18 protein-coding genes and 1 pseudogene are annotated in these 17,069 nt (G+C 66.9%); 7 read left to right on the forward strand and 12 right to left on the reverse strand.

The window, feature by feature from the left end; translation table 11 throughout:
• Together H3O04_RS25370 and H3O04_RS25375 are read right to left on the reverse strand one after the other, a co-directional pair.
• Nucleotides 1-1,383, reverse strand: a 1,383-nt coding sequence (locus H3O04_RS25370; RefSeq protein ID WP_202588682.1) for a sugar ABC transporter ATP-binding protein, incomplete at its 3' end; no start/stop codon positions are given.
• A gap of 145 nt (nt 1,384-1,528) precedes the next feature.
• Nucleotides 1,529-2,479, reverse strand: coding sequence for a sugar ABC transporter substrate-binding protein (locus tag H3O04_RS25375; RefSeq protein ID WP_011545349.1), 951 nt, complete (start codon nt 2,477-2,479; stop codon nt 1,529-1,531).
• Between the two features lie 207 nt (nt 2,480-2,686).
• On the opposite strand from H3O04_RS25375, the gene H3O04_RS25380 reads away from it, so the two are divergent.
• Nucleotides 2,687-2,944, forward strand: a complete 258-nt coding sequence (locus H3O04_RS25380; RefSeq protein ID WP_202588683.1) for a hypothetical protein — start codon at nt 2,687-2,689, stop codon at nt 2,942-2,944.
• A gap of 268 nt (nt 2,945-3,212) precedes the next feature.
• Here the strand turns inward: H3O04_RS25380 and H3O04_RS25385 are convergent, their stop codons facing one another.
• From H3O04_RS25385 to H3O04_RS25405, 5 genes are all read right to left on the reverse strand, one after another.
• Nucleotides 3,213-4,139 (reverse strand): CysB family HTH-type transcriptional regulator, encoded by a 927-nt coding sequence (locus H3O04_RS25385; RefSeq protein ID WP_006476072.1) that lies wholly within the window; start codon nt 4,137-4,139, stop codon nt 3,213-3,215.
• Between the two features lie 75 nt (nt 4,140-4,214).
• On the reverse strand, nt 4,215-5,273 hold the full coding sequence (locus H3O04_RS25390) for a sulfate/molybdate ABC transporter ATP-binding protein (RefSeq protein WP_012328435.1): 1,059 nt from the start codon (nt 5,271-5,273) through the stop codon (nt 4,215-4,217).
• A gap of 13 nt (nt 5,274-5,286) precedes the next feature.
• A complete protein-coding gene (gene cysW, locus H3O04_RS25395) occupies nt 5,287-6,231 on the reverse strand; it encodes a sulfate ABC transporter permease subunit CysW (RefSeq protein ID WP_006476074.1) in 945 nt (314 codons plus the stop codon).
• Nucleotides 6,231-7,127, reverse strand: a complete 897-nt coding sequence (cysT, locus tag H3O04_RS25400; RefSeq protein WP_202588684.1) for a sulfate ABC transporter permease subunit CysT — start codon at nt 7,125-7,127, stop codon at nt 6,231-6,233. The genes cysW and cysT overlap by 1 nt, the downstream gene beginning before the upstream one ends.
• A gap of 123 nt (nt 7,128-7,250) precedes the next feature.
• A complete protein-coding gene (locus tag H3O04_RS25405; protein WP_011545345.1) occupies nt 7,251-8,288 on the reverse strand; it encodes a sulfate ABC transporter substrate-binding protein in 1,038 nt (345 codons plus the stop codon).
• Between the two features lie 264 nt (nt 8,289-8,552).
• Here H3O04_RS25405 and lexA point away from each other — a divergent pair, with 264 nt between their 5' ends.
• From lexA to H3O04_RS25420, 3 genes are read left to right on the forward strand one after another with little or no spacing between them, the layout of a single operon-like run.
• A complete protein-coding gene (gene lexA, locus H3O04_RS25410; protein ID WP_006476077.1) occupies nt 8,553-9,200 on the forward strand; it encodes a transcriptional repressor LexA in 648 nt (215 codons plus the stop codon).
• Between the two features lie 25 nt (nt 9,201-9,225).
• The gene (locus H3O04_RS25415; RefSeq protein WP_011351892.1) at nt 9,226-9,561 is read left to right on the forward strand and encodes a hypothetical protein; all 336 of its coding nucleotides are present in this window, start codon (nt 9,226-9,228) and stop codon (nt 9,559-9,561) included.
• Nucleotides 9,562-9,590: 29 nt separating this feature from the next.
• Nucleotides 9,591-10,310, forward strand: a complete 720-nt coding sequence (locus H3O04_RS25420; RefSeq protein WP_202588685.1) for a DUF2939 domain-containing protein — start codon at nt 9,591-9,593, stop codon at nt 10,308-10,310.
• Nucleotides 10,311-10,397: 87 nt separating this feature from the next.
• Here the strand turns inward: H3O04_RS25420 and H3O04_RS25425 are convergent, their stop codons facing one another.
• The gene (locus H3O04_RS25425) at nt 10,398-10,895 is read right to left on the reverse strand and encodes a universal stress protein (RefSeq protein WP_011545343.1); all 498 of its coding nucleotides are present in this window, start codon (nt 10,893-10,895) and stop codon (nt 10,398-10,400) included.
• A 331-nt stretch (nt 10,896-11,226) separates the two neighbouring features.
• On the opposite strand from H3O04_RS25425, the gene nodI reads away from it, so the two are divergent.
• Nucleotides 11,227-12,141, forward strand: coding sequence for a nodulation factor ABC transporter ATP-binding protein NodI (gene nodI / locus H3O04_RS25430; protein ID WP_124477256.1), 915 nt, complete (start codon nt 11,227-11,229; stop codon nt 12,139-12,141).
• Nucleotides 12,142-12,147: 6 nt separating this feature from the next.
• Nucleotides 12,148-12,981 (forward strand): ABC transporter permease, encoded by an 834-nt coding sequence (locus tag H3O04_RS25435; protein ID WP_023474668.1) that lies wholly within the window; start codon nt 12,148-12,150, stop codon nt 12,979-12,981.
• 44 nt (nt 12,982-13,025) lie between these two features.
• Here the strand turns inward: H3O04_RS25435 and H3O04_RS25440 are convergent, their stop codons facing one another.
• The 4 genes from H3O04_RS25440 to H3O04_RS25455 form a co-directional block, all read right to left on the reverse strand.
• Complete coding sequence (locus tag H3O04_RS25440; protein ID WP_006484198.1) at nt 13,026-13,448, reverse strand: hypothetical protein; 423 nt, start codon at nt 13,446-13,448, stop codon at nt 13,026-13,028.
• A gap of 106 nt (nt 13,449-13,554) precedes the next feature.
• Nucleotides 13,555-14,613, reverse strand: a complete 1,059-nt coding sequence (locus tag H3O04_RS25445) for a permease (protein WP_027809855.1) — start codon at nt 14,611-14,613, stop codon at nt 13,555-13,557.
• Nucleotides 14,610-15,740: a tRNA 2-selenouridine(34) synthase MnmH gene (gene mnmH, locus H3O04_RS25450; protein WP_023474669.1), complete on the reverse strand. Its 1,131-nt coding sequence runs from the start codon at nt 15,738-15,740 to the stop codon at nt 14,610-14,612. The genes H3O04_RS25445 and mnmH overlap by 4 nt, the downstream gene beginning before the upstream one ends.
• Before the next feature lie 64 nt (nt 15,741-15,804).
• Entirely contained in the window at nt 15,805-16,758 is a 954-nt protein-coding gene (locus H3O04_RS25455) for a LysR family transcriptional regulator (RefSeq protein ID WP_202588686.1), read from the reverse strand.
• 163 nt (nt 16,759-16,921) lie between these two features.
• Between H3O04_RS25455 and H3O04_RS25460 the strand changes: the two are divergent.
• Nucleotides 16,922-17,069: pseudogene (locus H3O04_RS25460) on the forward strand (M20 peptidase family dipeptidase); the annotation flags it as partial.

The raw sequence follows: 17,069 nt of genomic DNA on the forward strand, positions 1-17,069 counted from the left end.
GACCACCAGCGCGCGGCCTTCGCGCGCGAGCGCGCCCATCAAAGTGTAGATCTCGAATTTGGCGCCGACGTCGATCCCGCGCGTCGGCTCGTCGAACAGCAGCACGCCCATGTCGCGCGCAAGCCAGCGGCCGATCACGACCTTCTGCTGGTTTCCGCCCGACAGTTCGCCGACGGGCTGCGCCGCCCCGTGCGTACGGATTCGCAGCGCATCGATCTGCTGCTCGGCGAGCGCCGTTTCGCGTGCGGCATCGACGATGCCGCCGCGCGCGAGCCGGTCGAGCTGGCCGAGCGACACGTTCGCGGTGATCGACTGCGACAGCAGCAGCCCTTCGCCCTTGCGATCCTCGGTGATCAGCGCGATGCCCAGCTTCACCGCGTCGACCGGCGACGCGATGCGCGCCGGCTTCAGCGGCTGGCCGACCGCGATCGTTCCGGCATCCGGCGTATCGGCGCCGTAGATCAGCCGCAGCAGTTCGGTGCGTCCCGCGCCGATCAGCCCCGAGATGCCGAAGATCTCGCCCGCGCGCACCTCGAGCGACACGTCGCGCACCGCCGTGCCGCGCGTGAGGCCCGAGACCGCAAGCCGCGGCGCGCCGAAGCGGCGCTCGCCGAGATCGATGTGTTCGCCGACCTCGCGCCCGACCATCAGCGTGACGAGCCCGTCGGACGTCGTCGCCGCCATGTCCCCGGCGTGCACGAGCCGGCCGTCGCGCAGCACCGCGACGCGCTCGGCGACGCGCGCGAGCTCTTCGAGCCGGTGCGAGATGTAGACGATCGCGACGCCGCGCGCCTTCAGCCGGTCGATCTGCTCGAACAGCAGCTCGACTTCGCGCGCGGTCAGCATCGCGGTCGGTTCGTCGAGAATCAGCACGCGGCAGTCGCCGATCAGGTTGCGCGCGATCTCGACCATCTGCTGATGGCCGATGCCGAGCGCGCCGACCGGCGTATCGGGGTCGACCGCATCGAGCCCGACCTGCGCCATCGCGGCACGCGCGTCGTCGCGCAGCCGCGCGCGATCGATGATCCCGAAGCGCCGCGGCAGGCGGTTCAGGAACAGGTTTTCGGCGACGCTCAGCGTCGGCAGCAGGTTCAGCTCCTGCATCACCATGCGCACGCCGAGCGCCTCGGCCTGCGTGCGGCTCGCCGGCGCGTACGCCTCGCCACCGAGTTGCATCGTGCCGGTGGTCGGGTCGACGAGCCCGCCGATGATTTTCGACAACGTGCTCTTGCCGGCGCCGTTCTCGCCCGTCAGCGCGAGCGCCTGGCCCGCGTCGAGCGTCAGCGTGACGTCGGCGAGCACGGGTTCGGCATAGGTCTTGCCGATGCCGGATACGGACAGCACTGGATGGGCTGAACGGGAGGGTTGGAAGGTCGGTTCCATCGCGATCCTGGTTGCGGCCGCGCGCACGGGGCGCGCGGGTATGACGCTCACTAGTGCATGTGCATGCAGTGGCCGTGATCGCGCTCACACCGGATAACGGCCGCCGCGCCGGATTCTTGAGGGCGGCGGCCGGACCGGTGCGGCGTTACTTCGTCACGAGATCCACCGGCGTCTCGACCACGCCGGACATGTCGGCCTGCTTGCGATGCTCGGCGATCGCCTTGAGCGCGGTGTCGATGCCGAACACGGCCTGCTTCGCCGCGTACTGGTCGGCGGTCGCGAGCACGCGGCCGTCCTTCAGCATCGGCTTGATCGCGTTGATGTTGTCGTAGCCGACCACGAGCACCTTGCCCTGCTTGCCGGCTGCGCGCACGGCCGACACGGCGCCGATTGCCATGTTGTCGTTGCCGCACAGCAGCGCCTTCAGGTTCGGGTATTCGTTGAGCATCGCGGCGGCCACCGCATTGCCCTTGTCGATCTCCCATTCGCCCGACTGCACCGACACGACCTTCATCCCGCCCGCCTTCATCGCGTCCTGGAAGCCGGCCGTGCGCTGCTGCGCGTTGGTCGTCGTCGACACGCCTTCGACGATGCCGACCTGGTCGCCCGCCTTCAGCCGCTTCGCGAGGTAATCGCCGATCTTGCGCGCGCCTTTGCGATTGTCCGGGCCGACGAACGGCACGTTCAGGTTCTTCGACTTCAGCACGTCGGGATCGAGCCGGTTGTCGATGTTCACGACGACGATGCCGGCGTCCACGGCCTTCTTCACGACCGGCACGAGCGCCTTCGAATCGGCCGGCGCGAGCACGATCGCATCGACCTTCGAGACGATCATCTGCTCGACGATGCGGATCTGGTTCGCGGTGTCGGTCTCGTCCTTGATGCCGTTGGTGATCAGGTCGAACTGGTTCGCGTTGTGTTTCTGGTATTCCTTCGCGCCCGTTTCCATGGTCAGGAAGAACTCGTTGGCGAGCGACTTCATCACGAGCGCGACCTTCGGCTTGGCCGCGGATTGCGCGTGGACGGCCGGTGCGGCGGCCACCGCGACGGCGGCGAGCGCGGCGGTCAGGAAGCGACGGCGAAAGCGGACATTCATACACATCTCCTGGCGACTGGCCCGAAGGCCGGATTGTTATTCGACTGTTGTTTTAATGTAAGCAAACGTTTGCGCCACACTACCCGGGCAATGGCCATCGATGCTGCTGTCGGTACCACGGAATGGAAGCGAGGCAGACGGCCGACTGCCTGGCGCGTGCTGTCGTCGACGCGCCACCGCCGGCGGGACGCCGGCGGAGTGAAGGCTATGCTGTACCGATTCGCTTCGGCGCGCAACCTGTCTGATCAATATTTAAGGGTTTATTCGGAGCGCGCGAGCGCGCTTCACGACGCGCAAACACGACACTCGCAACGCCGACGGCGGATCGTCGAAGTGCTTCGTAGCAGGCTTGCCGGTGATGAGCGGGTCGTGCCGGATAGCGTGATCGCGTCGACGATCGGCACGAAGCCCGGCCTCGTTCGCCGTCGCGATATGTCGTCGACTGTGACGGAACCGGTGATTTGAACGCGCAGCCTTGTGAACGAGGACGACTGCCGATTGTGCGTTTCGCGCCGAGGTTCGGCGTCGCAGGTTGTTCTTGTTTTTCTGTTGGCTGAAAACATCGGCGATCGTCACCTGACGCGACGCACCTTGCGTGTTATCGCTCGGCGGATGCTTCAGCCGTGATGGCGGCAATCCCCTGCCGCCGCCCGGTGCCGTATGCGGCAACGCACACGTGCTGCAAGTCGCGCCATCCGCGGCAATGGCCCGGACGGCGCGCGAAGTACACCGGTCAAACGGCTTCGCGCAACAGCCCCGCGATTTCCGCTTCGTTCAGGTGCGGCGCGAACATTTCGATCAGTCGGTACGCATACGCACGCAGGAACGCACCCTTGCGCAGCCCGACCCGCGTCGTGCTCGCCTCGAACAGGTGTTGCGTATCGAGCGCGACGAGCCCCGTGTCTCGCTGCGGATCGTAAGCCATCGCCGCGACCACGCCGATCCCCATCCCGAGTTCGACGTAAGTCTTGATCACGTCCGCGTCGATCGCGGTCAGCACGACGTCGGGCACGGCGCCCGCCTGCGTGAACGCCTGGTCGATGTGCGAGCGGCCCGTGAAGTCCTGGTCGTACGTGATGATCGGGTACTCGGCGATTTCCTCGAGCGTCAGGTTCGCGCGGCCGACGAGCGGATGGCCCTTCGGCACGACGACCGTGTGGTGCCACGAATAGCACGGGAACGTCACGATGTCCGGATAGCGGTCGAGCGCCTCGGTCGAGATGCCCAGATCGGCCTCGCCGTTCAGGATCATCTGCGCGATCTGCTGCGGGCTGCCCTGGCGCAGCGCGAGATGCACCTTCGGGAACACGTCGGTGAACTGCCGGATCACCTTCGGCAACGCGTAGCGCGCCTGCGTGTGCGTCGTCGCGACGACGAGATGGCCGCTGTCCTGATCGGCGAACTGGCGCGCGACGCGGCGCAGGTTCTCGGCGTCGAGCAGCATCCGCTCGATCAGCTGATGCACCGCCTTGCCGGGCTCCGTGAGCCCCGTCAGCCGCTTGCCGCGCCGAATGAAGATGTCGACGCCCAGCTCATCTTCCAGATCCTTGATCTGTTTCGACACGCCCGACTGCGACGTGTACAGCACGTTCGCGACTTCCGTCAGGTTCATGTTCTGGCGCACCGCTTCGCGCACGAACCGCAATTGCTGAAAATTCATGGGTATGCCTCTTAGGCTGTCGTTGTTTGATTGTTCAATCGGAGCGAAACCCGCCCTCTGCCCTGCTTTGTCTCGTCAACGCGCGGGAAATACCCGCACGGCGCGCGGCACGGCCGTTGCGCCGTCGCCGACCTGCAGCGACAGCGCCCGCCATGCGTCGCGGTCGAGTTCCGCCTCGAGCGCGCCGCCCGCGCGCGCCTCGAGCTCCACGCGCACCGAACCGCCGAGCGGAATCACGCGCCGCACGTCCACCGCGATGCCGTCGCGATGCCCTTCGCCCGCCGGCCACAGCTGCAGATCGTGCGGCCGTACGTAAGCGTTCGCGGGGCCCGCGAAATCGGCGTCGACCTCGATCGGCGCAGCCGCGCCCTCGGCGACGAAGCCGCGCCCGGCGACCGTGCCCGGCAACCGGTTCGCCGCACCGAGGAACTCGTACACGAACGCGCTTTGCGGATGATCGTAGACATCCTGCGGGCTGCCGACCTGCTCGACGTGGCCGCGATTCAGCACGACGATGCGATCGGCCACTTCGAGCGCCTCTTCCTGGTCGTGCGTGACGAAGATCGTCGAGATGTGCAGGTCGTCGTGCAGGCGACGCAGCCAGCCGCGCAGTTCCTTGCGGACCTTCGCGTCGAGCGCGCCGAACGGTTCGTCGAGCAGCAGCACCTTCGGCTCGACCGCGAGCGCGCGGGCCAGCGCGATGCGCTGGCGCTGGCCGCCCGACAGCTCGGACGGATAGCGCTGCGCGAGCCAGTCGAGCTGCACGAGCTTGAGCAGTTCGTGCACCTTCTCGCGAATCGCGGCTTCCGACGGCCGCTCGCGGCGCGGCTTCACGCGCAGCCCGAACGCGACGTTCTCGAACACCGTCATGTGGCGGAACAGCGCGTAGTGCTGGAACACGAAGCCAACCTGGCGGTCACGCGCGCCGACCGACGCGACGTCGAGCCCCTGCAGCACGACCTGGCCGGCGTCCGCGTGCTCGAGGCCCGCGATCACGCGCAACAGCGTGGTCTTGCCGCAGCCGGACGGCCCGAGCAGCGCGACCAGTTCGCCGGGCGGGAAGTCGAGCGAGACGTTGTCGAGCGCCGTGAAATCGCCGAAGCGCTTCTGAAGGTTACGGACGGTGATACCCATTCTGGTTGCCTCTTTACGATTTCGACGAAACGGCGCCGACAGGGCCGGCATGTGCGGGAACGGCGTCGTGCGCGTCGGCCAGTTCGGCCGCCAGATGACGCTCGGCGATCAGCTTCAGCGCGAGCGTGACGAGCGCGAGCAGCGCCAGCACCGACGCCACCGCGAACGCCGCCGCGAAGTTGTATTCGTTGTACAGGATCTCCACGTGCAGCGGCATCGTGTCGGTCACGCCGCGGATATGGCCGGACACGACCGATACCGCGCCGAACTCGCCCATCGCGCGCGCATTGCACAGGATCACGCCGTACAGCAGGCCCCACTTCACGTTCGGCAGCGTCACGCGGCGGAAGATCTGCCAGCCCGACGCGCCGAGCACGCGCGCGGCTTCTTCCTCGTCGGTGCCTTGCGCCTGCATCAGCGGGATCAGCTCGCGCGCGACGAACGGGAACGTGACGAAGATCGTCGCGAGCACGATGCCCGGCACCGCGAAGATGATCTGCACGTCGTGATCCTGCAGCCACGGCCCGAACCAGCCCTGCGCGCCGAACAGCAGCACGTACACGAGGCCCGAGATCACCGGCGACACCGAGAACGGCAGGTCGATCAGCGTCGTCAGCAGCGCCTTGCCGCGGAATTCGAACTTCGCGATCGCCCACGATGCGCACACGCCGAACACGAGGTTCAGCGGCACGGCGATCACGGCGACGGTCAGCGTCAGCTTGATCGCCGACCACGCGTCGGGATCGGCCAGTGATTCAAGATAGAAGCCGATGCCCTTGCGCAGCGCCTCGACGAACACCGCGGCGAGCGGCACGACGAGGAAGAACGCGAGGAACGCCAGCGCGATGCCCGTGAGCAGCCAGCGCACGACGCGCGACTCGCTGACGGGGTCGAGCCGCTTCGCGGTACGCGCGGCCGGCGACGGGGTTTTCAGCACGACGGTGGCCTCCTGGGTCATTACTGGCCTCCTACGGCGGCAGCAGCGGCGGTGACGGTGGCGGGCGCCGGACCGCTCGCGCCCTTGCTCGTACGACGCTGCAGATACCACTGCAGCGTGTTGATCAGCAGCAGCATCAGGAACGACACGACCAGCATCACGACCGCCAGCGCGGTCGCGCCCGCGTAGTCGTACTGCTCGAGCTTCGTGATGATCAGCAGCGACGTGATCTCGGATTTCATCGGCACGTTGCCGGCGATGAAGATCACCGAGCCGTATTCGCCGAGCGCGCGCGCGAACGCGAGCGCGAAACCGGTGAGCAGCGCCGGCAGCACGGCCGGCAGCACGACGCGGCGGAACGTCAGCCAGCGCGACGCGCCGAGGCACGCGGCGGCTTCTTCCTGCTCGCGCTCGAAATCCTCGAGCACCGGCTGCACGGTGCGCACGACGAACGGCAGCCCGATGAAGGTCAGCGCGACCAGCACGCCGGCCGGCGTAAACGCGATCTTGATGCCGAGCGGCGCCAGATACTGGCCGACCCAGCCGTTGGTCGCGTAGACGGCCGCGAGCGAGATGCCGGCCACCGACGTCGGCAGCGCGAACGGCAGGTCGACGACCGCGTCGACGAGACGCTTGAACGGGAACGTGTAGCGCACCAGCACCCATGCGACGAGGAAGCCGAACACGGCATTGATCAGCGCGCCGCCGAGCGCGGCCGAGAACGTCAGCCGGTACGACGCGAGCACGCGCGGCGACGTGACGGCGGTGACGAACTGGTCCCACGACAGCGTCGCGGTCTTCAGGAACGTGGCGGCGAGCGGAATCAGCACCACGAGGCTCAAATAGGCCACCGTGATGCCGAGTGTCACGCCGAAACCGGGCAGCGCGCTCGGCTTGCGAAAGGTGTACGTCGTCATCGGATGCTCTTGCTGGGTCGATGCTGCTCACGGGTCCGACGCAAACGCCGGCGCAGTGAATCGCGCCGGCGGCCCGTCGGGGGTGCGGCGCGCTGTCGTGGCGCGCCGCTTGTCGTTATGGCGTTACTGCGGCTTGTAGATCGAATCGAACACGCCGCCGTCCGCGAAATGCGTCTTCTGCGCATTCGTCCAGCCGCCGAACGTGTCGTCGACCGTGTACAGCTTCAGCTTCGGGAACTGCTTGGTCAGCTCCGCCGGCACGTTCTTCGAACGCGGCCGGTAGTAGTTGCGCGCCGCGATTTCCTGGCCCTGCGGGCTGTACAGGTAGTTCAGGTAGGCCTCGGCCAGCTTGCGTGTGCCCTTCTTGTCGACCACCTTGTCGACCACCGCGACGGGCGGCTCGGCCAGGATGCTCACCGACGGCACGACGATCTCGAACTTGTCGGTGCCGAATTCCTTGACCGACAGGAACGCCTCGTTTTCCCAGGCGATCAGCACGTCGCCGATCCCGCGCTGCACGAAGCTCGTCGTCGCGCCCCGCGCGCCCGAATCGAGCACGCCTGCGTTCTTGTAGAGCTTCGTGACGAATTCCTTCGCCGTCTGCTCGTTGCCGCCCGGCTTGTGCTGCGCGTAGGCCCATGCGGCCAGGTAGTTCCAGCGTGCGCCGCCCGAGGTCTTCGGGTTCGGCGTGACGATCGAGATGCCCGGCTTGGTCAGGTCGTCCCAGTCCTTGATCCCCTTCGGGTTGCCCTTGCGCACCAGGAACACGATCGTCGACGTGTACGGCGATGCGTTGTCGGGCAGGCGCTTCTGCCAATCCTTGTTCACGAGCCCCTTGTTCGCGAGCGCGTCGATGTCGTACGCCAGCGCCAGCGTGACGACGTCGGCCTGCAGGCCGTCGAGCACCGAGCGCGCCTGCGCGCCCGAGCCGCCGTGCGACTGCTTGAAGTTGACGGTTTCGCCCGTCTTCGCCTTCCACTCCTTGCCGAACGCCTGGTTGAAATCCTGATACAGCTCGCGCGTCGGGTCGTACGACACGTTCAGGAAGGTCGTATCGGCCTGGGCATGCGTCGCGACGCCCAGCGCCGCCGCCGCGCCCAGCGCGAGTGTTGCGATCAGGCGGCCCACTCCGCCCACCAGCCCCGTATTGCGCTTCGCCATCCTTGGTTCTCCAGTGTTGTCGGTATTGCGATGTCGGGCCAGTCTATCGAACGGGTTACATGATTAAAAATAATCGTTCCTTATTTTTTAATACTCAAAAGTGCTAACGCAGACGGGATGGACGGTTGCGGCGGACGAACCGGCGTCCGGGCGTCGCGAAATCGCGCCGGAACCGCCGCGATCGCGTCGAACCTCAAGTAACACTTGAAATTCGCCAAGTACTGTATAAAAATACAGCTCACTGTCTATCCATACAGTTGAGCCATGACCAAACTCACCGCCCGTCAGCAGCAAGTGTTCGACTTGATCCGTCGCGCGATCGAGCGCTCCGGATTCCCGCCCACCCGTGCCGAGATCGCGGCCGAACTGGGCTTCAGCTCGCCGAATGCGGCCGAGGAGCACCTGCGCGCGCTGGCTCGCAAGGGCGTGATCGAGCTGGCCGCCGGCGCATCGCGCGGCATCCGGCTGCTCGGCATCGACGACGCCCCCCACCAGTTCACGCTGCCGCATGCCGGCCTGATGCAACTGTCGCTGCCGCTCGTCGGCCGCGTCGCGGCCGGTAGCCCGATCCTTGCGCAGGAACACATCTCGCAGCACTACGCGTGCGATCCCGCGCTGTTCACCAGCAAGCCCGACTACCTGTTGAAGGTGCGCGGCCTGTCGATGCGCGACGCCGGCATTCTCGACGGCGACCTCCTCGCCGTGCAGAAGCGCACGGAAGCGAAGGACGGCCAGATCATCGTCGCGCGTCTCGGCGACGACGTCACGGTCAAGCGGCTGATGCGCCGGCCCGGCGGCCTCGAGCTGATCGCGGAGAACCCGGATTACGAAAACATCTTCGTCAAGGCCGGCAGCGCGGATTTCGCGCTGGAAGGCATCGCCGTCGGGCTGATCCGCTCGGGCGAACTCTGACATTCCGTCTCTCCAGGAGAACATCATGGAACGCCTTGCCCGTCTGCTGCCTTTCCGTCAATTCGGTCGCCTGCGTCATCTGCGCGGCCGCACGCCCTGCGCACCGCTGTCCGCGGCGGCGCCAGTGCAAGAAGAAGTCGCAGTCGAACGGCAGGCGTCCCTGCTGCCGTCAGCGCTCCCCGCGTTCGCGCGGGTCTCGCTGAACGCCGGTCTGAATCACGCGGAACCCGCGCGCCGCGCGCCGGTGCGCGTCTATCACGGCCGGTCGCGCCTGATCATGGTGGGCACGATCGATGCCGTGTGCCGGATGATCGATCACTGCATCGCAGAGGAACGATCGGCCACGCCGGGCGGTCTCTGATTGCGGAACCTTCCCGCACCGGAGGCAACGTGACTGGATCGTCGCGCCGCGCATGGCGACTCAAGCCCCTCCTGATCGTCGCGCTGGTCGTCGCCGTCCTTGCGACGCTCGGCTATGCATACGCGTCGCCGTATGTCGCGCTCGGTCGCCTGAAATCGGCGATCGATGCGCGCGATGCGCAGGCGATCAGCGAGTACGTCGACTTTCCGTCGCTGCGCATCAGCCTGAAGCAGCAGGTCACGGAAGAGCTGATGCGCCGGATCGACGCAGTGAAGAAGGACAATCCGTTCGCGGTGATCGGCGCACTGATCGGGTCCGCGCTGATCGGCCCGCTGGTCGATGCTTACGCGACCCCGGAAGGCGTCGCTGCGCTGATGAGCGGATTGCCGCCGCGCGGCAATCCGGGCGAGCGTCCGCCTGAGTGGTCGAACCAACCGCCAGCAGGCAATGCTCCCGGCAACCCGCCTGCCGCACCGCCCGCCAATCCAGCGCAGGCAAGCGCCGGCGTACCGGGCGACAACGCGGCCGCTTCGGCGGCATCGTCGCCGGCACCGGCGCCCGCCGCACCGGCCAGCCCGAGCGAAGCAACGCCAGCGCCGCGCCAGCAGCAAACTAGCGCGGGCTACCGAAATATCGATGAATTCGTCGTGACGTACCAGCGCAGCGCCGATGGCACGCGCTATGCGGCGATCTTCCACCGCTTCGGGCTGTTCTCGTGGAAATTGTCGGGGATCGACCTGCATGCATAGCAGGTCGTGCTCGACGTGCGCACTGCCGATGCAGTGCGATGCCTGACCGGCACGCATTGCCGGTCAGGCGGTCCCCCAGCTTTTAGATCATTGGCCGTTCGCGATGGCCGCTTCGCGCTCGCGCGCAATTTCGGCCTTCTGCTCTTCCGCCGACGAACACGCCACCAGGATGCTGCAGTTCACGCGATCGAGCAGTTGCGTATTGCCCGACCCCATCCACCATCTCGACAATCCGCTGCGGCACCGGTGGCCGACGACGACGAGGTCGACCTTCAGCTCCGACGCGAGATTCGCGATTTCGTCGATCGGATAACCGAACGCGAAATGGCCTTCGGCCTGCACGCCGCGCTCGCGCAGCCAGTTCACGCCTTCCTGCAGGATTTCGCGCGCCGTTTCCTCGAAGCGTCCGCATGCGACATCGGTCAGCAAACCTGCACTTTGCGCAATGCTCGAGCGCATGTCGACGACCGACAGCAAATGCGTTTCGGCCTTCAGGTCCATTGCGAGATTGGCCCCGTAACGCAGCGCCTTGCGCCCTTCGAGCGTGCCGTCGTAACACAGCAAAATCTTGTTGTAGCTAGCCATGAAGCCTCCCTATCGCGACAACGAGCCTACGCATTCATCATGGTGCGCCGCAATTCAAGACGCAAGGGATGGAAAACGCTGATTCGCCCCGCGCGGCGCGTGCGCGATGATGCGGTGCACGATCGGTGCGCAATTGCATCACACCGGGCAGACATGCCCTGAAGCAATGCGGCCAATGCACTAGAATGGCCCGCTCGACCTCCAGCGGGCCACCGCGCGCCGGCGTCGTGCGCTTCGGTCATACCCGTGTGACACCCCTGCGCCCGATCCGTTCGCAAACCGGCCACGCACCGGGCAGCAGAATGCGCCCGCTTGAAACGACAACACGCCCATGTCCGTCGCACCGATCGATTTCCGCAACGTCGAAAAGCGCTATGGCGACAAGCTCGTCGTCAACGGTCTGTCCTTCAACGTGAAGGTCGGCGAATGCTATGGCCTGCTCGGGCCGAACGGCGCCGGCAAGACCACGACGCTGAAGATGCTGCTCGGCCTCGCGCATCCCGATGCAGGCACCATTGCGCTGTGCGGCGAACCGGTTCCATCGCGTGCGCGACATGCCCGCCGGCGGGTCGGCGTCGTCCCGCAGTTCGACAACCTCGACCCCGACTTCACCGTGCGCGAGAACCTGCTCGTGTTCAGCCGCTATTTCGGGATGTCGGCGCAGGCGGCCCGCGCGCTCGTCCCGTCGCTACTCGAATTCGCGAAGCTGGAAAACAAGGCCGATGCGAAGGTCGGCGAGTTGTCGGGCGGCATGAAACGCCGCCTCACGCTCGCCCGCGCGCTCGTCAACGATCCCGATGTGCTGGTGCTCGACGAGCCCACGACCGGCCTCGATCCGCAGGCGCGGCACCTGATGTGGGAACGGCTGCGTTCGCTGCTCGCGCGCGGCAAGACGATCCTGATCACCACGCATTTCATGGAGGAAGCCGAGCGCCTGTGCGATCGGCTGTGCGTGATCGAGGAAGGCCGCAAGATCGCCGAAGGCGCGCCGCACGCCCTGATCGAATCGGAGATCGGCTGCGACGTGATCGAGATCTACGGGCCCGATCCGGCCGCGCTGCGCGACGAATTGTCGGCATTCGCGAAGCACACCGAGATCAGCGGCGAGACACTGTTCTGCTATGTGATCGATCCCGAACCGCTCACCGCACGACTCAAGGGCCGCCCGGGGTTGCGCTATCTGCACCGCCCGGCCAATCTGGAGGATGTGTTCCTGCGGCTCACGGGCCGCGAGATGCAGGACTGATCGACCATGGACGTTCGCAACTATTCCGCCACCACGCCGTCGGCCCCGCCGCGCGAGTCGCGCTTCGCGATCGCGATGCCGGCGAACGCAAGCAACTGGGTCGCCGTCTGGCGGCGCAACTATCTCGTGTGGCGCAAGCTCGCGCTCGCATCGATGTTCGGCAATCTCGCCGATCCGATGATCTATCTGTTCGGGCTGGGTTTCGGGCTCGGGCTGATGCTCGGCCATGTCGACGGCGTGTCGTATATCGCGTTCCTCGCGGCCGGCACGGTCGGCTCGAGCGTGATGATGTCCGCGAGCTTCGAGTCGATGTATTCGGGATTCTCGCGGATGCATGTGCAGCGCACGTGGGAAGCGATCATGCATACGCCGCTCGCGCTCGGCGACATCGTGCTCGGCGAGATCGTGTGGGCGGCCAGCAAGGCGCTGCTGTCGGGCGGCGCGATCATGCTCGTCGCGGGCGGGCTCGGCTATGCGCAGTTTCCGTCGATGCTGGCCGCGCTGCCGGTGATCGCGCTGGCCGGCCTCGCGTTCGCCAGCATCGCGATGATCGTCACGGCGCTCGCACCGTCCTACGATTTCTTCATGTTTTATCAGACGCTCGTGCTGACGCCGATGCTGCTGCTGTCGGGCGTGTTCTTCCCGATCACGCAGTTGCCGCCGATTGCGCAGCATGCAGCGCAGGCGCTACCGCTCGCGAATGCGGTCGAACTGATCCGGCCCGCGATGCTCGGCCGGCCGGCGACCGACATCGCGCTGCACGTCGCGGTGCTCGCCGGCTATGCGATCGGCGGATTCCTGCTGTCCGCGTGGCTGTTCCGGCGGCGGATGATGCGCTGACGGCCGGCGCGCCGGACACCGGGCGCCGGCTTCATGCGACGACGTTACTCGTCGTCGTCGCTCCACGGAATTTCGACGTCGGTCAGGAACGCGACGGTCGCGAGCGGACCGCCTTCCTGGCGGCCGAGCTTGCCGTCCGCGCGATGCCATTCCACACGGAACTGCGTGCCCGGATCGTCGGCCACCAGATAGACCGTGCGCAGTTCTTCCTTGTCGGCTTCGTCCACGGGGCCGTCGAACGACACCAGCATCTTCTGCGGCCACAGTCCGTTGACCGGATCGTAAATGCGATCGCCTTGCGGAATGTCGATGCTGGCCTCGACACCGATCGTTGCGGAGGCCTCGATGATCATCGTGCCGAGTGCTTGCAGCACGGCAGTCGCCCGCGCGGAATTGGCCTGGCGGATCGCGAGATCGCCGCGCGTCAGCGCCTTTTCGAGTCGAGGATGAATCTTCGGTTGGGTCATGCGTTTTCCTGTTTGCTTCTTGTAAAGGGCGCCGCACACGTGAAGCGGCGGCGCCGGATGAATACGAATGCGACGATTGCGCCGGGCCGGCGTGTCGCCCGCGTTGTCAGAACCCGAACGCGATCGCGAGCAAGCCGCTCACGATCCCGAATACGACGACGAGCGTCGCGACGATCGCCAGCATGTAAGGCTTGAACGAACGCGCGAGCATCGCCAGCGACGGCACGCTGATCGGCGGCAGCGTCATCAGCAGCGCGGCGGCCGGACCGACGCCCATGCCGAGCGACAGCATCGCCTGGATGATCGGCACCTCGCCGGCCGTCGGGATCACGAACAGCATGCCCGCGACCGCGAATGCGACGATCCAGCCGAGGTGATTGCCGATGTCCGGGCCGATATGCGGGAACAGCCACGCGCGCGCGGCGCCGAGCAGCAGCACCAGCACGATGTATTCGGGCACGAGCCGCACGGCCATGCGCGCGAGCAGCTTCATCCAGCGGACGAACGGATTGCCGGCCGCGGCCTGCTCGGCTGCCAGCGCGGCAAGCTGCGCATCGTCGATGCTGCGGTCTTCGGGACGCGCGATGCGGTTCAGCAGGTAGCCGATCCCGAACACCATCGCGATGCCGAGCACGAGGCGCAGCGCGCTCCAGTGCCAGCCGAGTACGAAGCCCATGAACACCAGCGCCGCCGGGTTCAGCACCGTGTTGCCGAGCCAGAACGCGACCGCGCCGCCCGGCGACGCGTGGCGCGCCCGCAGGCCCGCGACGACCGGCGCCGCGCAGCACGTGCACATCATCCCGGGCAGCGACAGCAGCCCGCCCGCGGCGACGCTGCCGAACCCCGTGCGGCCGAGCACGCGCGCCACCCAGTGCGCGGGCAGCAGCGCCTGTACGGCCGAGCCGAGCAACAGGCCGAGCACCATCGCCTGCCAGATCGCCTTGCCGTATGCCCACGCGTAGTCGAGCGCCGCCTTCAGCGACGGCTCGGGCGCGGCTGCCGACGTGCCCATCAGGATCGACTGGCCGATCGAATGGTGCTCGGCGGCAACGAACGCCTTGTTGTAGTACGGGAACCATTTCACATAGAACAGTCCCGCGACCGCGATCAGCAGGAAGGTCATCCAGCCGAGGGCCGGATTCGGTTGAGTGCGTGTGGTCGTCATCGTGTGGTGGTCGTTGATGGATCTTTGTCGGTTTCGGATGTCGTGCCGGCGGCGAGCGCGGCCGATGCGGGCAACCCGGCTTGCGCAAGTTCGGCCAGCAGCAGGCGCGCCTGATCGCGCACGTCGGCCGCGTTGGGCCGGAACGTGAAGGTCAGCGCCCGGTTCGGCTTGTTGTACGTCGCGCGGTAAGTGCGCGCGTAGGCGGGATCGTAATGCCTGTCGATCAGTTCGGCGAACAAATCGGCCCGCGCGCCGGCATCGATCAGCCCCTTCCAGCGCGTCACCTCTTCGCGGCTGTGCAGGCCGATCAGCCGATGAAGCTGTGCCTTGAACGCATCCGGCTCGTCGAACAGGTGCGCGTAATCGTCGAGCAGGAACGCGATCCGCTCGTCGTGGGCCGCTTCGACCTGCACCCATGGGCCCGCGTGAAACGCTTCGATCAGCGCGATCGGCAGCTGCACGAGCCCGATCCTGCGGCTTTCCGACTCCACGAATACCGGCCATTGAGGGTCGAAACGCCCGAGCGCCTCCACGAGCCCCGAATCGAACCCCTTCTGCGCCGGTTGCGGCTTGCCCGGCAGCGCGCCGAGCAGCGAGCCACGATGGCACGCGAGCGCTTCCAGATCGAGCGTCTGCGCACCCACGTCGCGCAGCGCGTTCAGCAGGCGCGTCTTGCCGCAGCCCGTATGGCCGACGAGCGCGATGTAGCGAAAGCGTGTCGGCAGCGAGTCGAGCGTCGCGCATACCGACTGGCGGTACGCCTTGTAGCCACCGTCGAGCTGGCGCGCCTTCCAGCCGATCAGGTTGAACCAGGTCGTCATCGAGCCTGAGCGCTTGCCGCCGCGCCAGCAGTAGATCAGCGGCCGCCAGTTGCGCGGCCGGTCGGCGAACGTCGTGTCGAGATGGCGCGCGATGTTGCGTGCGACGATTGCCGCGCCGACACGCGTCGCCTCGTACGGCGACACCTGCCGGTACATCGTACCGACGAGCACGCGCTCTTCGTTGCTGAGCACGGGCGCGTTCAGCGCGCCGGGGATATGGTCCTCGGCGAACTCGAGCGGCGTGCGCACGTCGATGATCTCGTCGAACTCGCCGGCGCGATCGAGGGTGACAATCAGGTTCTTCAATTTGGCGTCGAACAGGGGCGATGCGGCTCGAGGAGCCGCATGGGCACGGAAGGCGGATTGACGATTATCTCACGGGCCGGCGTCCCGAGCCTCGCGCGGCGGTCGGCGGCGGCGAGGCGGCCTGCATCGCGTCGATCAGGTGGTCGCGAAATGCGCGTACCGACGCGGGCAGATCGCGCCCCGCCATCGTCTGCACCTGGATGCTGCGTTCGCGCAGTTGCGGGTTCGTCATGGGCACGACGGCGAAGCCGTCCGCATCGGCACGGTCGCGCACCGACAGCAGCCCCGTGAACATCACCGCGCCCGTGCGCCGCGCGTAGCCGTACATCGCCGCGGTGTTGTTGCTCGTCAGCTCGGGCTCGAGCAGCAGCCCGTCGAGCGCGCACGCGATGTCGATCAGCTGGCGCACCGTCGTGCCGGCCTCGGGCAGCACATGCGCGTACCGCGCGACATCGGCAAGCGACACCGCGTCGCGCGCCGCGAGCGGGTGATCGTGGCGGACCAGCGCAAAGACCGGCGCGCGCTCGGTGTGGTCGACACGCACGCCCTTCTCCGGCGCGAGGCTGAAGGTCAACGCGATGTCCGCATCGCCGTCGCGCACGCGCCGGGTCGCGTCCGCTGGCGACACGACCCACACGATGAAATCGACGCCCGGGTGGCGCGCCTTGAAGCTCGCGAGCACGCCGGGCAGGAAATCGATCGCGAACCCTTCCGAGCACGCGATCTTCAGCAGGCTGCCGTGCAGCGCGTCGAGCCCGCCGATGTCCTTCATCACGTGCTCGGCCTCCAGCAGGCTGCGCTGCGCGAACGCCAGCAATCGCTCGCCAGCCTCCGACAACGCCATCCCGCGCGGCCGGCGCTCGAACAGCGGCGCGCCGAGCTCGCTCTCCAGCTTCGCGATCTGGCGGCTGATCGCCGACACGGCCACATGCAGCCGCGCGGACGCGTCGCTGATCGAGCCGGTACGCGCCACCTCGACGAAATACCGCAGTGCCAGGCCATGCAGGAAAGCCGCCATCGTCGTGTCTCCGCGCCGCATCCGGCCGCGCTGCTTTGCCTTTTCGGCAAAGAAAGGTTCGAAATTCGATCATTGTGACAAAAAAATCGGCTTTCTAGAATCGATCGCACTTCACGTTGCCTGCGCGGCCCGCGCACGGCGAACCCGACCGAGGAGACCCGATTTGAGCCGTACCGCCGCCATCCAGCACGCGCTGAACCAGTTCGAGTCCGGTGCGTTCTTCACGACCCTGAGTCGCCGCGTCGGCCTGCGCACCGAAAGCCAGGACCGCGGCAACGAAGCCGCGCTGCGCGCCTACCTGACCGACGAGA

The sequence above is a fragment of the Burkholderia sp. KCJ3K979 genome (assembly GCF_016759955.1).
Classification (GTDB): domain Bacteria; phylum Pseudomonadota; class Gammaproteobacteria; order Burkholderiales; family Burkholderiaceae; genus Burkholderia; species Burkholderia orbicola.